The organism is Collinsella aerofaciens ATCC 25986, assembly GCF_964237925.1.
Lineage (GTDB): Bacteria > Actinomycetota > Coriobacteriia > Coriobacteriales > Coriobacteriaceae > Collinsella > Collinsella aerofaciens_BJ.
The window spans coordinates 54552-74804 of record NZ_CAXSKI010000009.1; the positions used below are offsets into that span (position 1 = coordinate 54552).

At 59.0% G+C, this 20253-nt stretch carries 17 protein-coding genes; 14 read left to right on the plus strand and 3 right to left on the minus strand.

Annotated features, from left to right (window positions below):
- Nucleotides 1–239: 239 nt before the first annotated feature.
- The 8 genes from ACESWY_RS05890 (at nt 240) to yihA (ending at nt 9477) form a co-directional block, all read left to right on the plus strand.
- Entirely contained in the window at nt 240–1250 is a 1011-nt protein-coding gene (locus ACESWY_RS05890; protein ID WP_250787223.1) for a LacI family DNA-binding transcriptional regulator, read from the plus strand.
- A gap of 184 nt (nt 1251–1434) precedes the next feature.
- A complete protein-coding gene (locus ACESWY_RS05895) occupies nt 1435–2817 on the plus strand; it encodes a family 43 glycosylhydrolase (protein WP_117743236.1) in 1383 nt (460 codons plus the stop codon).
- Nucleotides 2818–2862: 45 nt separating this feature from the next.
- Nucleotides 2863–4314 (plus strand): PTS transporter subunit EIIC, encoded by a 1452-nt coding sequence (locus ACESWY_RS05900; protein WP_040358954.1) that lies wholly within the window; start codon nt 2863–2865, stop codon nt 4312–4314.
- A 101-nt stretch (nt 4315–4415) separates the two neighbouring features.
- Nucleotides 4416–5858: a glycoside hydrolase family 32 protein gene (locus tag ACESWY_RS05905; RefSeq protein WP_373093315.1), complete on the plus strand. Its 1443-nt coding sequence runs from the start codon at nt 4416–4418 to the stop codon at nt 5856–5858.
- Nucleotides 5859–6135: 277 nt separating this feature from the next.
- Complete coding sequence (locus ACESWY_RS05910; RefSeq protein WP_161162444.1) at nt 6136–6990, plus strand: DegV family protein; 855 nt, start codon at nt 6136–6138, stop codon at nt 6988–6990.
- A 174-nt stretch (nt 6991–7164) separates the two neighbouring features.
- A complete protein-coding gene (gene pflA, locus ACESWY_RS05915; RefSeq protein WP_161144619.1) occupies nt 7165–7983 on the plus strand; it encodes a pyruvate formate-lyase-activating protein in 819 nt (272 codons plus the stop codon).
- Between the two features lie 123 nt (nt 7984–8106).
- Complete coding sequence (gene mtnN / locus ACESWY_RS05920) at nt 8107–8847, plus strand: 5'-methylthioadenosine/S-adenosylhomocysteine nucleosidase (protein ID WP_373093318.1); 741 nt, start codon at nt 8107–8109, stop codon at nt 8845–8847.
- Between the two features lie 39 nt (nt 8848–8886).
- A complete protein-coding gene (yihA, locus tag ACESWY_RS05925; protein ID WP_055252447.1) occupies nt 8887–9477 on the plus strand; it encodes a ribosome biogenesis GTP-binding protein YihA/YsxC in 591 nt (196 codons plus the stop codon).
- 256 nt (nt 9478–9733) lie between these two features.
- Here the strand turns inward: yihA and thrB are convergent, their stop codons facing one another.
- Both thrB and thrC read right to left on the minus strand, forming a co-directional pair.
- Nucleotides 9734–10615, minus strand: coding sequence for a homoserine kinase (gene thrB / locus ACESWY_RS05930; RefSeq protein ID WP_373093320.1), 882 nt, complete (start codon nt 10613–10615; stop codon nt 9734–9736).
- A gap of 203 nt (nt 10616–10818) precedes the next feature.
- On the minus strand, nt 10819–12336 hold the full coding sequence (thrC, locus tag ACESWY_RS05935) for a threonine synthase (protein ID WP_373093322.1): 1518 nt from the start codon (nt 12334–12336) through the stop codon (nt 10819–10821).
- A 104-nt stretch (nt 12337–12440) separates the two neighbouring features.
- On the opposite strand from thrC, the gene ACESWY_RS05940 reads away from it, so the two are divergent.
- From ACESWY_RS05940 to ACESWY_RS05960, 5 genes are all read left to right on the plus strand, one after another.
- Complete coding sequence (locus tag ACESWY_RS05940) at nt 12441–13829, plus strand: aspartate kinase (protein WP_006234876.1); 1389 nt, start codon at nt 12441–12443, stop codon at nt 13827–13829.
- Nucleotides 13830–14003: 174 nt separating this feature from the next.
- Nucleotides 14004–15029, plus strand: a complete 1026-nt coding sequence (locus ACESWY_RS05945; protein ID WP_089572346.1) for an aspartate-semialdehyde dehydrogenase — start codon at nt 14004–14006, stop codon at nt 15027–15029.
- A 454-nt stretch (nt 15030–15483) separates the two neighbouring features.
- Nucleotides 15484–16062, plus strand: a complete 579-nt coding sequence (locus ACESWY_RS05950) for a methylated-DNA--[protein]-cysteine S-methyltransferase (protein ID WP_227790904.1) — start codon at nt 15484–15486, stop codon at nt 16060–16062.
- A gap of 228 nt (nt 16063–16290) precedes the next feature.
- The gene (locus ACESWY_RS05955; RefSeq protein WP_373093325.1) at nt 16291–16980 is read left to right on the plus strand and encodes a response regulator transcription factor; all 690 of its coding nucleotides are present in this window, start codon (nt 16291–16293) and stop codon (nt 16978–16980) included.
- 23 nt (nt 16981–17003) lie between these two features.
- Nucleotides 17004–18350, plus strand: a complete 1347-nt coding sequence (locus tag ACESWY_RS05960; RefSeq protein ID WP_373093327.1) for a sensor histidine kinase — start codon at nt 17004–17006, stop codon at nt 18348–18350.
- Nucleotides 18351–18637: 287 nt separating this feature from the next.
- Here ACESWY_RS05960 and ACESWY_RS05965 read toward each other — a convergent pair whose 3' ends face one another.
- The gene (locus ACESWY_RS05965; RefSeq protein ID WP_373093329.1) at nt 18638–19276 is read right to left on the minus strand and encodes a GyrI-like domain-containing protein; all 639 of its coding nucleotides are present in this window, start codon (nt 19274–19276) and stop codon (nt 18638–18640) included.
- A 271-nt stretch (nt 19277–19547) separates the two neighbouring features.
- Here ACESWY_RS05965 and ACESWY_RS05970 point away from each other — a divergent pair, with 271 nt between their 5' ends.
- Nucleotides 19548–20249 carry an ABC transporter ATP-binding protein gene (locus ACESWY_RS05970; RefSeq protein WP_373093330.1) on the plus strand — a complete coding sequence of 234 codons (702 nt, stop codon included), beginning with the start codon at nt 19548–19550 and terminating at the stop codon, nt 20247–20249.
- Nucleotides 20250–20253 lie beyond the last annotated feature (4 nt).

Genomic DNA, 20253 nt, shown 5'->3' on the forward strand with positions numbered 1-20253 from the left:
ATGCAAAGAGGCTCCGCTGCGCGCTTCGCGCGGCGGAGCCCTTTGCGTCCTGCGGAAATGTTTTGGAAAGTAACCCAAAGCGGCCCGGCGGGGGTCCTGTGTAGTCACCCTTTAGGCGGAACTCTCCTAATTATTTGGATGAGTCGTTTACTTACTTGTGCTGTTACCGTCTTCCCGCTGTTGTTGGGGTATGCTTTGTTCGTATGTAAACGTTTGACATGTTGATGGGGGAGGGTGCTATGGCTCGCGAGGGCGCTCGTTCTAAGGATTCTGCTAAGCCTGGCATCAAGGAAGTTGCAGCGGTGGCGGGGGTTTCGCCTACTACGGTATCTCGCGTGCTTAATAATCGCGGCTATATTAGCCAAGAGACCCGCGATAAGGTCCATGCCGCGATGAAGCGCATCAACTATACGCCCAACGATATCGCCCGTGCCATGCTCAACGGTCGCCTGAATCTTATCGGTATGATCGTCCCCTATGTCAGCAGTCCGTTTCATGCCCAAGTGGTTCAAGTCATTGAGCATACCCTGGCCGAAAACGGTTTTAAGATGCTGCTGTGCAATAGCGCCAATCGACCCGAGCTTGAGCGCTCTTATATCGACATGCTTCGACGCAATATGGTTGATGGCGTCATCGTCAACTCGCTTAATATCGGTGCCGAAGCGTATGCCGAGATGGGCTTGAGTCTGGTTGGTATCGACTGCGACCTTGGCGAAGCCTCTGTTCAGATTGCGAGCGACAGCTATAGCATCGGCGAACTTGCCACGCGTCGCCTGATCGATGACGGATGTTCACGCATCCTGTGCCTGCGCAGCAATAGCCGCATGCGCATGCCTGCCAATAAGCGTACCGATGCCTACCTCGATGTTGTTGAGCAGGCCGGTTTGCCCGCGCTTGTCCGTGAGGTTGAGTTCGTTAAGCCCGACGACGAAAAGAGCGCGGTCGTTGCGAAGATCCTCGATGAGAACCCCGATATTGACGGCATCTTTGCGGGAGACGACACGATGGCGGCTATCTGTCTTAACGTGATGAAGCAGCGCGGCTTGAGCGCTCCGGGCGATATTAAGGTCGTGGGCGCGGATGGTGCCCGCCGCACTATGACGTTTATGCCTGACTTAACAACCGTACGCCAAGATATCGATCGCATCGGAGAGCTCGCGGCGCAATCCATCATTGCTCTTATTAACGGCGAAAAGCCCGAATCGAATATCAAGCTCCCCGTTGAACTCATTGAGGGTAAAACCGCGTAGTTCATCCCGTGCCAAAAGAATTCCTCAAACACCTCTGATGACCGTTCGCCGGCATATGTCAACCGTTTGCCGACGACTGGAACTGCGAAAAGACGTATTGGTGTGAAAACGTTTGACATATGAAAACGATTGACATATCTTGCAGTTGTACCGAGTTAGTATCTCGTGAGAAAGGAAGTCTCGGATGCACAAGGTGTATTACCAGCCTGAGGGAATTTGGGTAGGCGACATCATGCCGTACGGCGAGGACGGCACGTTCTATCTCTATCATCAGCGTGACACGCGAAACCCCGGACCTTTCGGAGAGCCGTTTGGCTGGGCACTCGCGACAACCAAGGACTTCGTCAATTACAAAGACTTTGGCGAGAGCCTTGAGCGTGGCGGCGACGAGGAAGTCGACCAGTATGTTTATGCCGGCACGGTGTTTAAGGTGGGCGACAAGTACCATGCGCTCTACACTGGTTGCAATCGCGATAAGGTCAAGGCACGCTTGATGAAGCAGGTTCTTCTTCACGCAACGAGTGACGACGCCGTCAAGTGGGAGAAGAACATCGCCGAGACGCTGCTTCCGCCCCAGGAGGGTTACGATGACCGCAACTGGCGCGATCCCTTTGTGCTGTGGGATGAGGAGAACGAAGAGTACATGCTCATCCTCGGCACGCGTGTGGGCGAGGACAAGCGTCTGATGACCGGTCGTCTGGTCAAGTTCACCTCCAAGGACCTGGATACCTGGGAGTTCCAAGGCGACTGGTGGAATCCGGGCCTGTACACCATGTTCGAGATGCCTGATCTCTTTAAGATGGGCGACTGGTGGTATCTGGTGTTCTCCGAGTACAGTGATGGCAACAAGACCCGTTATCGCATGTCTCGCTCTATCAACGGTCCTTGGATCACTCCTGCGGACGATTCCTTCGATGGCCGCGCGTACTATGCCGCGCGTACCGCATTTGACGGCGAGCGCCGCGTTCTCTTTGGTTGGGTTCCTACGCGTGACGAGGGCGGCGACCCCAGCTCTTACCTGTGGGGTGGCACCTTTATGCCCCTCGAGATCGTTCAGCGTGCCGACGGAACGCTCGGCACCAAGCTTCCTGACAGCATGCTTGGCGCCTTTGGCGAGGCTAAGGCAGTCGAGGCCTTTGAGCTCTCCTGCGAGTCGGGCAAGGTCGAGCAGGTGCTCGCCGCGGATGCCGGTTCCACCTATATGCTCGACGCCGACATCGAGCTCGCCGGTGACGCTGCCGGCTTCTCGGTGAAGCTTGCCGAGGACGCCGAGTCCGGTCTTGCCTATGAGTTCCGCGCCAACCTGCGTGAGGGCAAGCTCGAGTTTACGGCGGCCCCCCAGTATCCGTGGTTCCAGGTCAACAACATGGGCCTCGAGCGTCCGTTGTTCTTTAAGGGCGAGGGCACTCATCATGTGCGCCTGGTCGTTGACGACGATATCGCGACCATCTTTGTCGATGATGTTGCGCTTAACGCTCGATTCTGCAATAAGCAGGGCCAGGGTGTGGCGCTGACGGTCACCGACGGTACGCTTAAGTGCGCAAATGCAACGATCGCGTCTCTGTAATGGCATCAAAACGTCTTATGATTTCGTAAAGGAATGGAGAGGAACATGGACTACAAAGTAGTGTCTCAGCAAGTCGTCGATAACGTCGGCGGTCTGGAGAACATCGAGGGCGCCACGCATTGCGTTACGCGTCTGCGTCTGGTGCTCAAGGATACGAGCAAGTACAACAAGGCCGAGCTCGAGAACATCGATGGCGTCAAGGGCGTGCTGTACAACAGCGGCCAGCTCATGATCATCTTCGGTACCGGTACCGTCAACAAGGTCTACGATGAGTTTATGGCTCTGACGGGCGTTAAGGAGATCAGCGCTTCCGAGGTCAAGGGCGCCGAGGCGGACAAGAAGGGCAAGTTCTTCTCGGTCCTCAAGGTATTCTCGGACATCTTTATCCCCATCATTCCCGCTTTCGTCGGCGCTGCTATCATCATCGGCCTTAAGTCGCTGATCGTTGCCAACGGCCTCTTTGGCATGGAGGGCAGCCTTGCCGACCACAGCGAGTTCCTCAAGAACCTCGCAAGCTTCTTTGCCATTATCGCCACCACGTTTGACTACCTGCCTGTCCTGGTTATGTACAGCGCGGTCAAGCGTTTTGGCGGTAACCCGATCCTGGGCATCCTCGTCGGTATCGTCATGGTTCACCCGAGCCTTATGAACCGTAACACGTTCGTTATGGACCCGACGGGTGCTGAGTACTGGAACTTTGGTCCGCTCTCCATTCCCATGGTTGCTTTCCAGGGCGGTGTGTTCCCTGCAATCCTGACTGCCTGGTTTATGGCCAAGGTCGAGAAGATTGCCCAGAAGTACATCCCCGAGGTCGTCTCGTTCGTCTTTGTCCCGACCGTTACCCTGATTCTTGCTAACGTCGCCCTGTTCACCGTGTTCGGCCCGCTCGGCAACCTGATCGGCGACGTCCTCGCCGGCGTAATCGATATCCTGTACAACAGGATGGGCGTCTTTGGTGCCTTTGTCTTCGCCGCGTTCCTGCAGCCGCTTGTCGTTACCGGTACGCATCAGTTCATCCAGGGTATCGAGGCAAACCTCGTTGCCACGACTGGCTTCAACTACATCCAGGCCATCTGGTCGGTTTCCATCATCGCCCAGGGTGGCGGCGCCATCGGCATGTACCTCATTCACAAGAAGCATTCCAAAGAGCGCAACATCTGCATGTCGTCCTTTATCCCGACGCTGGTCGGAATCTCCGAGCCCGCTATCTTCGCTGCAAACATGCGCTACTCGATCATCCCGTTCATCTGCGCATGCATCGGTGCAGGCTGCGGCGGTGCCTTCGTGAAGCTCTTTGAGGTGCGCGCCATCGGTCAGGGTCTGACCGGTGTGCTTGGCCTGCTCATCGTCACACCCGAGACTCTCGTGTGGTATGTGGCTGGCAATCTCATCGCCTTCATCGTGCCGATCGTCTTGATCTTTGCCTACAACAAGGCAAAGGGCGTGCCGACCACCGATGAAGAGGGCGCTGGCGCTGGCTTCGACGTTAGCTTCTAGTTGAGCCGTTCAGCGTAATGTGCGGATAAGTCCATTTGGGGAAGGGCGTTCGGCTCGTGTGAGTCGAGCGTCCTTTCCTATAGACGAGAAGGTCAATGGCGATGTTTAATCAAAAAAACAAGGTGATGCGTGCGGACTATGAGCAGTGGCGTGCCGGACAGGATGAGACGGCGGCTCGCATCGCGTCCGACCCCGATAGGCTTTTGTTCCATGTGGAGCCTGAGCTTGGCTGGCTCAACGACCCCAATGGTTTGGTTCAGATTGGTGATACGTATCACATCTATCATCAATACGATCCGTTCGATGCTGCGCATGGCGGTCCAGTGCTTTGGAACCATCTGACGACAAAGGATTTTGTGACGTACGAGAATCACGGCCCCGTGCTGTTCCCCGATTCCGATTTGGATTCGAGTGGAGCGTATTCTGGTTCTGCCTTTGTACGTGATGGCAAGATTCACTACTTCTATACCGGCAACGTTAAGCATTTTGACCGCGATGATTACGACTACGTGTTGACGGGCCGTGAGCAAAACCAGATTCATATGGTTGCCGAGAATCCCGACGAATTGGGCGAGAAGTGCATAGCTGTTGGACCGGTCGATTACCCCGACGATATCGGTACGCACGTGCGCGACCCCAAGATCCTTGAGCACGATGGTATCTACTACATGGTTCTGGGCGCTCGTACGAAAGACGACCGTGGCTGCGTGCTTGTCTATACCTCGCGCAATCTTGAGGACTGGAGCTATGCGACGCGCATTGAGTTGGGCGAGAAGTTTGGCTTTATGTGGGAGTGCCCCGATCTGCTTGAGCTCGATGGCGAGCTTATTCTCGTTTGCTGTCCGCAGGGTGTGCCTGCCGATGGTTGGCGTTACCGCAATCCGCATCAGTGCGTGTGGTTCCCCATCGAGGCCGATTGGGAGGCGCCGAGCTTTAAAATCGTCAGGCAGGGCATGCCCCCGATGGTCGATGCCGGTTTTGATTTCTATGCTCCGCAGTCCTTTGAGGATGCTGCAGGCCGGCGTTTGATGATCGGATGGTCGGGTTGCCCCGACGCGACGGCAGAAAACCCGACGGTGGCGCGCGGATGGCAGTGCGCGTTGACGGTGCCGAGAGAGCTGAGCATACGCGATGGTAAGCTCTGCCAGCAGCCGGCGCACGAGATTGAGAGGATGCGCGGTGACTGCGTTCGCGCGACAGGCGGTGAAACCGTTGAGGAGCCGGGCCGCCTGTTTGATCTTGTGGTTTCCTGTGAGGGCGCCAAGATGGCCGAGCTCGAAATCCGCAAGGGTGTCTTTGTGCGTTATGCGGACGGGATGCTTACCCTCGACATGGGTGACGAAGGCTATGGGCGCGACCAGAGGTCGATCGAGCTCAGCGAGCTTCGCGACCTGCGCGTGCTTTCGGACACTACGATGGTCGAGATTTTTGCCAACGGTGGCGAGGCGGCACTTACGAGCCGTACCTATTCGCCGGCGGTTCCGGCGATGGAGCTGCACGCCGAGGGTGCGGCATCGATGAATTTCTACCGCCTCGTGCATTAACCGTGCGTGGAGCACGATTGGATTTGCTGGACGGAATGTGTCGCAGTTGTCGCGGCCAACTACCGCTTACCGCATATAGTGACCGTTTGCGGAATAAGTAACACTCCTTAATAAACCGTGTAGAATCTCAGATAAGCACGGAGTTTTCCAGGGAGACGCTGTCCTTTGTTATGTGCAAAGGGCGGCGTCTCTTTGGCGCTTGGGGGTCGTTCTGTAGCAGGACGGCGGGCGTGTGTCACATATTAAAAAGCCAACGTCGAGATGGGTCGTGATAATAATGGGCAAGTACATAATCGTGGTTGAATCTGGTTCGGATGTGACGCCAGAGCTCTGCGAGCGCTACGGCATCGTGCGCGTGCCTATGCATGTCACGATTGGTGACGAGACCGTCGAGGACGGCTCGATCGATCCGCTCGAGATTTATTCGCGCTGCAACGAGTTTGGCGTGATGCCCAAGACCAGCGGCTGTGCGCCGGCAGATTTTGCGCATGTGTACGACCGCATCCATGCCGAGCAACCCGACGCGACCATTCTGCATCTTGCATATTCCGAGGCCACGACCTGCTCGCATCAATCATCGAAGATCGCCGCCAAGGGTCGCGACTACGTCTACTCCATGGACACGCGTTTTGTCTCGGTGGGCCAGTCGCTTGTTGTCGTCGAGACCGCCAAATACATCGAGGCTCACCCCGATGCCACCGTCGACGAGATCTTCGCCTTCGCGAACTCCGTCATGGACCGCGTGCTGCTGGGCTTTGTTCCTACCGATCTTGCCTTCCTTAAGGCGGGCGGTCGCTTGTCCAACGTCGCATTCCTTGGCGCACATCTGCTCAAGATTAAGCCCTGCATTGAGGTGACGGGCGGCAAGTTCGTGGCGACCAAGAAGTTCCGCGGCTCTATGCTCAAGTGCGCCCGCGCCTTTATTGACCACATGGTTGCGAAGGGCGAGATCGACTACTCGCACATTGGCCTGGCGTATTCGGTAGGCCTTTCCCAGGAGCTGCGCGACGACATGGAAGTCTATGCGCACGACCTGGGCTTTAAGGACATTACCTGGACTCAGGTCGGCGGCGTCATCTCGAGCCACTGCGGCCCGACCGCCTTCGGTGCGGTGCTCACGCTTAAAGCGTAAAGGCCGCAGGCGAGCGTTCTTCAGCCTGACATCTCGACGTAGACCCCAGCCATGGTGATGGGGGATAGATTAAAACGTGCCATTCTAGCCCGAGACGTTTAAACGCAAGCACATGGGCTAGAATGGCTCTGGCATTTTAATTGGTTGCATCCAAGGAGAGGCAAGGTAGCGCGAATGGCAGAAATGACGCTTGAGGGTGTGGACGCTCGTCCCGAGGACTCTGCGTTTGCCCTTGGCCGCGTGCATTCGATCGAGACGATGGGGACGGTCGACGGACCCGGCATCCGCTTCGTAGTGTTTGTCCAAGGCTGCCCCATGCGCTGTGCGTATTGCCACAACCCCGATACCTGGTCGGTTAACGGCGGCACGATGGTGACCGTCGAGCACCTTATGGACGAGTTCCAGAGTAACCATGAGTTTTACCGCAGCGGTGGTATTACGGTGTCCGGCGGCGAGCCGCTCCTGCAGCCTGAGTTTTTGGCCGACCTGTTCCACGCCATGCACAATAACCACGATGGTCGTGTGCACACCTGCTTGGATAGCTGCGGCTATGCGTTCGATCCCGCGCATCCCGAGAAGTTCGATGCCGTGCTCAACGAGACCGACATGGTACTGCTCGATATTAAGCATGCCGACCCAGTCGAGCATAAAAAGCTGACCGGTTGCGATCCCGCACGCATTCTGGCGTTTGGTGATGAGCTCGCGCGTCGCAAGATTAAGGTCGTTATCCGCCACGTGGTGGTGCCGGGCATTACCGACACGGTGGAGGAGTGCGAGAAGCTCGGTCGCCTCATCGCTCCATGGCACAACGTGGTGGGCCTGGAAATGCTGCCGTATCACACGATGGGTGTCGTCAAGTACGAGCAACTGGGCATTCCCTATAAGCTCGAGGGCGTGCCCCAGATGGATACCGCGCGCATGCCCGAGCTGCGCAACGCTGTCATGACGGGCATGAAAAAGCGCCGCGCGGAGCTAAAAAACGCCATCGGCTAGCAAGTCATTTTGCTCCTCTACGATACCCGCGCTGCGGTGGTCTAGCGGCTTCGTATTGCGCGGTTGAGCCAAAATGCTGGTACCATACCGTGGATAGCAGTTTTCACGGGTTTGGGGGATGGTATGCCTACCATCGCAATCATCGGTGCACTCGAAAAAGAGGTTGCGCAGATTAAAGAAGAACTGAACGGCGCTCGTGTGGTACAAGAGGCGGGCTTGACCGTTGTCAGCGGCGAGCTCGACGGTTTGTCCGTTGTTGCTACGACCGCTGGCATGGGAACCGTAAACGCCGCGGCGGCAACGCAGCATCTCATCAGCAAATACGCCCCGCAGGCCGTTGTGTTCTCGGGTATTGCGGGCGGCCTAAACCCTAAACTCCATATTAACGACGTGGTTATAGGCAAGTGCCTGCGCTATCTGGATACCGATACGGCACTCATCGCCGAGTCCGCGCCGGGGCTCGAGGAGTTTGTCTCGACGCCGGCGTTGGTTGATGTTGCCGCCGCCGTGCTTGCCGAGCATGGATTTGTGGATACCTCGGCGGATGAGAATTCTGCGGAGAAGGACCCCAAGCAGTTCCTGTGTGGCACTATCGCCACGGGTGACCGCTTTGTTACGGGTGACGCCATGCGTAACGCTGCGATTGAGGCCACGCATGCCGATTGCGTCGAGATGGAGGGCGCGGCAATTGCGCACATCGCGGCCAAGAATGGTGTCGATTGCCTGGTGCTGCGCGCTATCAGCGATAATTGTGACGAGGCATATGACGCGTTTTGCGAGCGCGAGTTCGATCTGGACGAGTACGCTCGCACCGCGAGCGGCATCACGCTTGACATCGTTCGTCGTATCGCTGCCGCGCAATAGCACGCCCGTTTTGTAAGAACCTACGACCAAGGAGTGTCCATGGCCGATTCAATTAACTACCAGCTTGCCAAGTTCGTCGCCAGCTACGGCAAGGTTTCGCAGATCCCCGAGTCCACCTGTCCCGAGGTGAGCTTCGTTGGCCGCTCAAATGTGGGCAAGTCGTCTATCATGAACAAACTCTTTGGCCGCAAGAACCTGGTCAAGGTTTCGAGCACGCCGGGCAAGACGAGCAACATCAATTTCTTCGAGGCCGACGACGTGCACTTTGTGGACCTGCCGGGCTACGGTTTCGCGCGTCGCTCCAAGGCCGAGCGCGACCGCTGGGCCGAGCTGATCGGCGACTTCTTCGACTCCGAGCGCAGCTTTAACCTGGTTGTGTCGCTGGTGGACATTCGTCACGACCCCAGCAAGCTCGACCACGACATGATCGACTACCTACAGGGCAACGAGTTCAACTTTATCGTCTGCCTCACCAAGGCCGACAAACTCAGCCGTACCCAACAGGCCCGCCAGGCGGCCGCTATCAAAAAGCAGCTCAACGTCCCGGCCGAGAATGTAATCATCACGAGCTCCCAGACCGGCACCGGCATCGATGAACTCAAGCGCCGCATTGCCGAGGCTTGCCTCTAGTAAGTGCCCCTTACCAGCAAGAGCCCCTGCCAATAAAAATCAACTATCAGCCTGGCGCCCCTTCAAAGCGTGGGTCCCTGTAGACATCCTCAGCAAGGTAGGCGCAGGGACGGTCGGGATGTTCCCTCAAAATCATTCCGCAGCGCGAAGGCCCCTTGTCCGTCGCTCCGTAGGAGCAGGACAAGGGGCCTTCATGCGCGAGGACGATTTTGAGGGAACATCCCGACCGTCCCGGACAGGTATATGAGGAGGATGTCTACAGGTACTCGATTTGAGCGCCTTCCGTGTCGCACGTGAGGATATGCGTGTCGCACTTGGGGAACTGTTCGCGCAGCTTGACCTGCAGGAATTTTGCCACGATGGTGTCGTCGGTCACCGCCATAAGGGTCGAGCCCGAACCGCTGATCCAGATGGTCTTGGCGCCGCCGTTAAGGCAGGTGTCGCGCACGGCGTTGTAGTCGGGAATCAGACGGCGACGATAGGGTTCCTGGATGCGGTCGTCATTGGCGGCGGCAATCAGGTCGAGGTCACCAGTCTCCAAGCCGCGCGTCATACCGGCGATGCGGCCCATCTGCCACACGGCGGTGGAGAGCGGAATCTCCTGCGGCACGACCTTGCGCGCCTCGCTCGTGTGTACCTCGTAGGGCGGAATCACGGTAATAAAACGCAGGCGATCGCTCACCTCGTAGCGCAGGCACTGGGGGAGCGAATCGGTCGGCGTAAAGGAGCAGACGGCGCCGCCCAGGATGGCGGGGGCGACGTTATCGGGATGGCCCTCGACTTCGGTGGCAATGCGAACAAGCTCGGCGCGGTCGACGGTGTGGCCTGTCAGTGCGGCGGCGGCCATAATGCCGGCGACGACGCAGGTGGAGCTGGAGCCTAGGCCGCGGGCGACGGGAACGTCAGTCTGAATGTCGATGGCAACGGGAAAAGCCGGCTCGCCCCATGCGGCCAGTGCATCGACAAAGCTGACGTAGACCAGGTTGTCCTCGTTTTGGAACTCTTCGGGGCAGCCCGTGATGGCGAGTTTATCGGCGCGCTCAAAGGTAAAGTGCGAGTAGAGGCTGACGGCCATGCCGAGGGTGTCGTAGCCGATGCCTAGGTTGGCGCTGGTTGCTGGGACGGTGATTTTGATCATGTGGGTCCTCCTGGGCGGGTCTGGCGGTTTAGTTCGCTGCTCGGGCAGTCCTGGCTCGCTCGGAAAGCACATTAAGTGCTTTCCGGCTCGTGCGGAACTCGCGACGAACTAAACAGACAGACCCGCATGTCAGTTCGTCATCATCCCGGTGGGTATCTGATAAAAGAAGGTGCGCCGGCTTTCGCCGGCGCTTAATAAGGGGTTTAGTTGGTGGCCATCTTTTTTGCTGCGGACTCGACGTAGCTCGCCATCTCATCGACATCGCAGACGTCTTCGAAACGGACGGGCTTGGATTCGAGTTCGGCGAGCTGGGTCGGGGCGACCGTGTTGGTGGCCTGCTCGAGCACGCGCATGGCCTCAAAGTCGTCCTCGGGAACGTCGAGCCCCAGGGCATCGCAGCAGGCGCGCGGGAACTTGTAGGGGCTGGCGGTCGAAAGCAGCACGCGAGCCTTGGCGCCCTCGGCGGGAGCGACCTTTTCAAAGACGTGATAGCCGCAAGCGGTGTGCGGGTCGATCACGTAGCCGTTGGCGTCCCAGCAACTCTTGATGGCAACGCGGACCTCGTCCTCGCTGGCCCAGCCGCAGCCAAAGACGCTCTGAATCTTGGCCAGCAGCTCGGCGGGCACCTCGTAGCGACCAGTCTGTGCCAGCTGCTCCATAAGGCCGGCAACGAGCTCGCAGCCGCCGTCGGACAGGAAGTACAGCATGCGCTCCAGGTTAGAGCTGATGAGGATGTCCATCGACGGCGAGATGGTCGTGAAGAACGGGCGGTTACGGTCGTAGACGCCGGTGGTCAGGAAGTCGGCAAGCACGTTGTTCTTGTCGCTCGCGACGATGAGCTTGGCGACGGGCAGACCCATACGCTTGGCATAGTAGCCGGCCAGGATATCGCCAAAGTTGCCGGTCGGTACGCAGAACTCCACGGCGTCGCCGGCCTCGATAGCGCCGGCGCGCAGCAGCTGCGCATAGGCGGCAAAGTAGTAGACGACCTGTGGCACCAGGCGGCCGACGTTGATGGAGTTGGCACTCGAAAGCACCGTGCCGGCGGCCTCAAGACGCTCGGCAAGCTCCTTATCGGCAAAGATACGCTTGACGGCACTCTGGGCATCGTCGAAGTTGCCGCGGATGCCGCAGACGGCGACGTTATCGCCCTCCTGCGTGGACATCTGCAGGTTCTGGACGCGGCTGACCTTGCCCTCGGGATAAAAGACGGTGATGCCCGTGCCCGGGGCGTCGGCAAAGCCGGCGAGTGCGGCCTTGCCGGTGTCGCCTGACGTGGCGGTGACGATCATGATGCGCTCGGCGCCGCCGTCCTTGGCGGAAGTGCGGGCCATGAGGCGGGGGAGCATCTGTAGGGCGACGTCCTTGAAGGCGCTTGTGGGGCCGCCAAAGAGCTCCATCACATAGGTCTGAGGGGCGTCAGCGCCCGGCGCTGCGTCGAGTTTGACGAGCGGCGTAACCTCTTCACTCGCGAACGTGCCGCGGTATGCCTCGTCGACACACGCCGAAATTTCTTCGGCCGTGTAATCATTCAGTAACATTCCCAACACATCTTGAGCGATTTCAAAGTACGATTTATCTGCAAGCGAGCTGATATCGACCTGCTGGGTGCCAAGCTCGTCCGAGACAAACAAACCCCCGTCGGGAGCGATGCCGGTGCGGATTGCCACCTTACTTGAGCACGATAAAGTGCGTCCTCGTGTACTATGATAAGTTCCCATATAACACTGCTCCTCGGATGCCTTGGTCCCAATCGGTGAAACCATGGTATCAGAGCGCGCAAAGTAGGTTTGCAGAGGCTTTTTAGAAAGGTAACCTCCAGCCCATGATTAAGATTGCCAAGTTTGGCGGCTCGTCGGTCGCCGACGCCGAACACTTTAAGAAGATCAAGGCCATCGTCGATGCCGACCCGGCTCGCCGTTTTGTGGTGGTTTCCGCCTGTGGTCGCCGCTTTAAGGGCGACACCAAGGTGACCGACCTGCTCTACCTGGTTAACGCGCACGTTAAGTATCACGTGTCGTGTGAGGAGCTGCTCGAGGACATTGGCCAGCGCTACTTTGATATTGCTGACGAGCTAGGACTCACCTATCCCATCCGCGAGGAGTTTGCGGCCTTTGCCGAGCGCGCCCGCTCGGGCGGCTACTCTACCGAGGAGCTCGTGAGCCGCGGCGAGTACTTCACCGCTCGCCTGATGGCCGAGTACCTGGACCTGCCGTTCCTGGACGCCGCGACGGTTGTGGCGTTCCATCACGACGGTACGCTCAGCATGAACCGCACCTCCGAGCTGGTGCAAGAGTACGGTCAGCAGGGCGGCTTTGTTATGCCTGGCTTCTACGGCGCGACGCGCGAGGGCCAGATCAAGCTGCTCGACCGTGGCGGCGGCGACATTTCCGGCTCGATCCTGGCCAAGTGCCTAGGCGCCGACCTGTACGAGAACTGGACCGACGTTTCGGGCTTCTATTCTGCCGATCCTCGCATTGTGCCCGAGGCTCAGCCCATTGCGCGCGTTACCTACGAGGAGCTGCGCGAGCTTTCGTACATGGGCGCAAGCGTCCTGCACGAGGAGGCCGTGTTCCCTGTGCGTGAGGCGGGTATTCCGCTGGTCATCAAGAACACCAATGCACCGCAGGACCCCGGCACCATCATTAGCGAGACGGCTGATGAGGGCGAGGCGGAGCCCATCATTACCGGCGTGACCGGCAAGCGCGGCTTTGTCGCCATCAACGTCGCCCGCGACCGCACCAAGCCCCGTGTTGGCTTTATGCGCCGTGCGCTTTCGGTGTTCGAACGCTATGACGTCTCCGTCGAGCACATGCCCACCGGTGTCGACCGCTTTGGCGCCGTGGTGCAGGAGCAGGATGTGCACGACTCGCTGTACTCGCTCGTGGGCGACATTCAGCAGGAGGTCGAGCCGCTCGAGATCGAGGTTGTCGAGGGCCTGGCGCTTATCGCGACCGTCGGCCGTAACCTGCGCGGGCGCGCAGGTATCTCGGGTCACCTGTTTGGCATGCTTGGCCAGGCCGGCGTGAGCGTGCGTATGATTTCGCAGAGCTGTGACGAGATCAACATCATTATCGGTGTCGAGGAGAAGGACTTCGACCTAGCGATTCAGACCATCTACCGTGCCTTCTCCGACGAGAACGGCATTGTGAAGGTCTCCGATCTGGAGGTCCCCGCGCCGGTCGATCCCGCCCTGGCCACGCTCCACAAGTAGCTGCCATCCCGGTGAATTTTTGGGACAAGTGCCAGAAATCTACGGCGGGGCGTTTCGTTTCGGTTTCGTTTCGACGGGGCGGGATTCGTGCCCGCCCCGTTCTTGTATACACTGGCAACAATAATCGGCCTGCTCGGCGTGCGGGCAAAAGCCACAACCTTTAAAGGGGGAAGCATGAAACAGTACACGGTTGCTATTTTGGGCGCGACGGGAGCCGTGGGCACCCAGATGCTCGAGTGCCTCAACGAGCAGGAGTTTCCGGTCGGTAAGCTCAAGCTGCTGGCGAGCGCGCGCTCTGCGGGCAAGACCGTTGAGTTCCGCGGCGAGCAGGTTGTGATTGAAGAGGCTTGCCCCGAGGCCTTTGAGGGCTGCGACATCGTGCTCGGCGCTGCCGGCGACGATATCGCCAAGGAGCTGCTGCCCGAGGCCGTCAAGCGCGGCGCCGTCGTGGTCGACAACAGCCACGCCTTCCGCATGGATCCCGAGGTGCCGCTGGTCGTGCCCGAGATCAATGCCGACGATATCAAATGGCATCACGGCCTTATCGCCAATCCCAACTGCGCGACCATCATCGGCCTGGTTCCCACATGGCCGCTGCATCAGCTTGCCGGCGTGAAGCGCATGATCGTCTCGACGTATCAGGCGGCTTCTGGTGCCGGTGCTCCCGGTATGGCCGAGCTCGAAGCTCAGCTGGCCGCCCTGGGCCGTGGCGAGGAGATTCCCGAGCCGCGCGCTTTTGCCGCCCAGTTGGCGAGCAACCTGATTCCGCAGATCGGTGGCGTCAAGGAGGAGGGCTTTACCTCCGAGGAGATGAAGCTGCAAAACGAGGGCCGCAAAATCATGCACCTGCCCGAGCTGCGCGTGAACTGCACCTGCGTGCGCGTGCCCGTGCTGCGCTCGCACTCCGAGAGCATTACGCTCGAGTTTGAGCGCGACATCACGGTGGAAGAGGCCCGTGCCGCGCTGGCTGCCGCTCCGGGCGTGAAGCTCGTTGACGACATGAGCGCCGAGGATGCTCACGATCGCTTCCCCATGCCGATGGATACGTCCGACCAGGACCTGATCTGGGTCGGTCGCGTGCGCCGCGACATCTCGAACCCCGAGGCTGCGCGCGGCATCACCTTCTGGTGCTGCGGCGATCAAATCCGTAAGGGCGCGGCAACCAACGCCGTCCAGATCGCTAAGCTGCTTTGCGAGTAGGTTGACCTGTCCGGCGGGGGCCGGGCTTAGTTTTCAGAACGTCCTCGACCATGTGTGGCGCCTTGTCCTGCTCCTTCGGAGCCGCTGACAAGGCGCCACACTGGTCTGCGGAGTGTTCTGAAAGCTAAGCCCGGCCCCCGCCTGCGGTGACGCTGTTGCGAGCGGCCTGCGATGTGGTCGTTGTTGGTTGGGGCCGCTGGGCTGATGTTAGGGCGCGTGGCTGTTGCGGGCCCTGGTCCCGGCGGCGGCCTCGGCGCTTCGCGCCTGCCGCCTTGGGGGACTGTGGGGCGCCGCCGGCAGCTGCGGCGCGTTGCGCCTGCCGCCTTTGGGGACTGTGGGGCGCGGCCGGCAGCTGCGGCGCGTTGCGCCTGCTGCCTGCGGGGACTTTGGGGTCGATTGGGGTTGTCTGCACAATTCGCGGTATTATGTTGCGGAGTTTTGAAAGGAGCCGCTGGTGGTCACGACGACGTTTGCTTCGCCTTTGGGCGAAATCTTGCTTGCCGCTGATGGCCGCGGTCTGACGGGACTTTGGTTTGAGGGGCAGGAGCATTTTGGCTCCACGCTTCTCAAAGAAGATCCCGAACATGTTGAAGGCGCCGATGCAGTTTCTGGTGCTGGCGGCATGTCGTCGGTGAGTCCGGCAAATGGTGCGGCGTCTTCGGTGCTTGAGCGTTCCTGGGCTTGGCTGAATGCTTATTTTGCAGGGCAGGAACCTCGGTTTACGCCGCCGTTGCATATGATCGGCACGGCGTTTCAGCGTGAAGTTTGGTACGAGCTGCTTTCTATTCCGCGTGGCGAGGTCGCTACGTATGGCGAGATCGCCCAGCGTGTTGCGGCTCGACATCGTGTACCGGGAAACGAGGCGCCCGTTGTGTCTCCCCGTGCCGTGGGGACTGCGGTCGCTCGCAACCCTATTTCGATCATCGTGCCGTGCCATCGTGTAGTTGCCGCCGACGGATCGCTCAACGGATATGCCGGTGGCCTCGACCGCAAGGAGTGGCTGCTTCGGCTTGAGGGCGCGTACGAGGAGTAACGTCAGGGCACTTTGCATAACTAGGGCGCCGCGAAAGGACGAGTCGCTGTCCCTTCGCGCCCGGCATGCGTCAAAGCGCTCGACATGTGCGCCTTAAGTTTGGCTAAGCCATATCCTGCGTATTTAAAAACGCGCAGGTTGAGCGGCTAAGGCTGCGCTAAGGCGGTTGACGGTGCGCTATTATCGGCAGTATCGAAACCTGTAGAGCCGTGCGCCAAAGGAACAACTATGAAGCTGATGCTTGCCGAGGACGAACCTGGCCTCTCCCGCGCCCTTACCGCGATCCTTCAACATAGCGACTACGAGGTCGATACCGCGCTCGACGGTCTGACGGCACTCGAATATCTACTCGCCAACGACTATGACGCCGCGATCCTGGACATCATGATGCCCGGCATGGATGGTATCGAGGTACTCAAGCGCGCGCGTGAGGCCGGCAAACGCCTGCCCATCATCATGCTTACGGCCAAAAGCGAGGTGTCCGATAAGGTCGAGGGCCTGGACGCCGGCGCCAACGATTACCTGACTAAGCCGTTCGCCGCCAAGGAACTGCTCGCTCGCATTCGTGCCATGACGCGTGCCGTGACGGCAATTGACGCCACGACGCTCAGTGTGGGCAACGTCCGCCTCGACACGGCGGCTTGCACGCTTATAGGTCCCTTGGGCGAGGAACACCTAGCCAATCGTGAGTTTCAGCTTATGGAACTCTTTATGCGCAACGCCGGCACGCGCATGCCCACCGAGCGTCTGATGCTCGATGTTTGGGGCGAGGACGCGCCCGAAGGTGCCAACGTGGTGTGGGTCTATATTTCGTACCTGCGCAAAAAGCTGACGGCGCTGGGTGCCAACGTGGCCATCCGCGCATCGCGCAACCAGGGGTATTCACTCGAGGTTGTCGAGGAAGGCGAGCAGGCGTGAGCGTGCGCACGCGGTGTAAGCGCATGACGGAACAGTTTCGTGCTGCCTCGAGCGGTGCAGGGCGGGCAAATGCTGTTGACGCATTGGGCCGCCGCCTGCGTCGCAAGTTTATCCTCGTTGCCATGGGCGCCGTGACCGTGGTGCTCACGCTCATCATTGCCGGCATCAACATCGTTAATTATTCGCATGTCTGTAAAATGGTCGATGCGCGCCTGGACTACATCGTGGCAGGCAAGGGCGGCATTGATGGGGAGGATGAGCCCGCCAACGATCTCAGCCAGGATATGGGTGCCGGTAAAGTTGCTGCCGGTAACCGAGAGGTCGTTCGCGTGGGGCATTTTGAAGGTATGACGGCGGAGTCTCCCTTCGACACGCGCTACTTTACGGTGACGCTTGTCGATGGGCAGGTGGTCGATGTCAATACCGCCCGCATTGCCGCGGTGGGCGCCAAGCATGCCGTACGCATCGCTGCAGGACTGTATTCCAAGGGTTTGACCTCGGGCTTTTCTGGTAACTACCGCTATACGGTTACGGTTCAGGGCGACGAGACAACCTATGTATTCGTCGACTGTTCACGCGAGCTTGCAAGCTTTCATTCGTTTTTGAGCGCGAGCGTAGCGATCAGCTGCAATGGCTGGCTGGCGGTATTGGCGATTGTGACGGTGGCCTCGGGTGCTGTAATTCGGCCGATGGTCGAGAGCTATAGCAAGCAGAAGCGCTTCATTACCGACGCGAGCCACGAGATTAAGACGCCGCTGGCTGTAATTGATGCCGCCAATGAGGTACAAGAGATCGAGAGCGGCGAGAGCGAGTGGACGCAGAGCATTCACGAGCAGGTCGCGCGGCTGACGGCGCTGACGGAGCGTCTGGTGTTCCTGGCGCGTATGGACGAGGGTTCGGCCGGCTTTACCATGACATCGATCGATCTTTCGGAGTCCGTGGACAAGGCTGCGGCGCCGTTTGAATCAGTGGCGGTTTCGCGCGGCAAGCGTCTGTCGACTTCGATTGCGAGCGGCGTGCGGGCTCATGCCGACACTGCAGCGGTAGCGCAGGTGGTTGAGTTGCTGCTGGACAACGCCACGCGCTACGCAAGCGAGGACAGCGTGATTGAGCTGAGCCTGCGCGCAGCCTCGCGCGGTCGGGGTAAGGGCGCCGCCGAGCTTGTCGTATCGAACGCCGTGGACGAGCTGCCCGAAGGCGACCTGGACCGATTGTTTGACCGCTTCTATCGTGCAGACGTATCGCGCAGCTCCAAGACGGGCGGCTCGGGCGTGGGCCTATCCGTGGTGCGAGCCATCGCCGAGGCCCATGGCGGGAGCGCTTCCGTCTGCGGCCACGGCAACCAGATCACCTTCACCGTCCGCCTCTAGAACCTGCCAAATAGGGACAGGTTTATTTTGGCAGGTTTTATCTGGGGAAACGTCGACGGAGGAGGCTGTGGGCTGAGGGTGCGTCCCAGCGTGACGCTGCGGAGTGGGACGCACTTTCCTCTTGGAGCGTCTGGCGGAAACCGTGTCCCAGTTTGAGGCTTCAGAACGGGACGCAATTTCCCCTAGGGGATATAAGATGCGACGGGCCGCGTCAAGATAATTACCGGACGGCCTAGGAGGCGGCTGGTTGGCTGGCTTAAACCTAGCGCGTGAAATGACGTTCCACGCTATTCAGCGCGCTTGATAGGATGACGAACCACAGTCTTAAGTTTCTCCGGTGCACATTTGCGTGGATCGGAGAGATAGATTTCGTGATGTAAACGGGAGTCTGAGAAGTCGGGGACATAGCCCTGCTCGGTCATGTATTCATGCATAGCGTTTACGGTCGCCGGTTCGTTGTCGTAGGGCCCGGTGTGCATGCATTGAACGCAGAGACCCTCGTCAACTTTAAGCAGCTCGACGGCGGAAAAGTCCAGTTTCTTTTTGGTCGTGGCTTCTGCGACTGCCCAGTCAAAGTCATCTTGGGTGACGAAATCGGGTAGGCGGATGCACGAGATAAAGTTGAAATCGTCCTTGCGTACATAGTCGATGTTGCCGCTCGGGGAGTCTTGCCACCAGAAACCCTCGAGCGGCGGTACCACAAAGTCGAAATAGCCCTCGATACTCCTCGAGCCTTTCTTCGACATCTTGACGGTATAGGCGATGCCGTAAAGCAGCGGCAGGGCGTTTTGATACTCGCCACCTTCGGTATTTGGGTCGCCCTTGCCGCGAACGGCAACGTAGCTCATAGGCGGGACAGTTACGATACTCGGCTTGCTTGCAGGTTTGTAGAGCTCCTTGCATTCCTTCTTAAAGTCGAACGCCATGTTGGCCGCCTTTCTGCGTATTGGCCTGCTTAGATAGCGGAATCATATCATAGAAACGAACAGCTGTTCGAATGATTTGGCTGACAGATAGAGATACGTGCGTTGTGTTTGGCGGTCGGCCTGACCCCGTCGATGATTTCTCTGCCTCCCCGGCGCCTCATCTATAGCTGCCGTTTCCCCATATAAAACCTGCCAAAATAAACCTGTCCCTTTTTGGTCGGTGGGAAATGGGTAATACTAAAGAGTTATCCGACCAGATGGGAATTAATCGATGGCTTATATCGAATTCAAAGACGTCATCAAGGCATACGGCGAGGGCGACGCCCGCATTCACGCACTCGACGGCGCGAGTTTTACGGTCGAGCGCGGTGAGCTCGCCATTATCCTGGGCGCCTCGGGTGCCGGCAAGACCACGGCGCTCAACATCCTGGGCGGTATGGACACGGTAACCTCCGGCACCGTAACGGTGGACGGGCGCGACGTGAGCTCCGCCAACGAGGCGCAGCTCGTGGAATACCGCCGTGCCGACGTCGGCTTTGTCTTCCAGTTCTACAATCTGGTCCCCAACCTGACGGCGCTCGAAAATGTTGAGCTTGCGGCGCAAATCTGCCCCGATTCGCTCGATGCCGAGCAAACGCTTTGCCAGGTTGGCCTGGGTGAGCGCCTGGGCAACTTTCCGGCGCAGCTTTCGGGTGGCGAGCAGCAGCGCGTGTCCATTGCGCGCGCACTGGCCAAGAACCCCAAGCTGCTTTTGTGCGACGAGCCCACGGGCGCACTCGACTACAAAACCGGTAAGCAGATTTTGCAGTTGCTGCAGGACACCTGCCGCAAGCAGGGCATCACGGTCATTATCATCACCCACAACTCCGCGCTGGCGCCCATGGCCGATCGCCTGATTCGCTTTAAGAGCGGCCGCGTGGAGAGCGAGACGATCCAGCAAAATCCCGTGCCTATCGAGACGATCGAGTGGTAGCGCC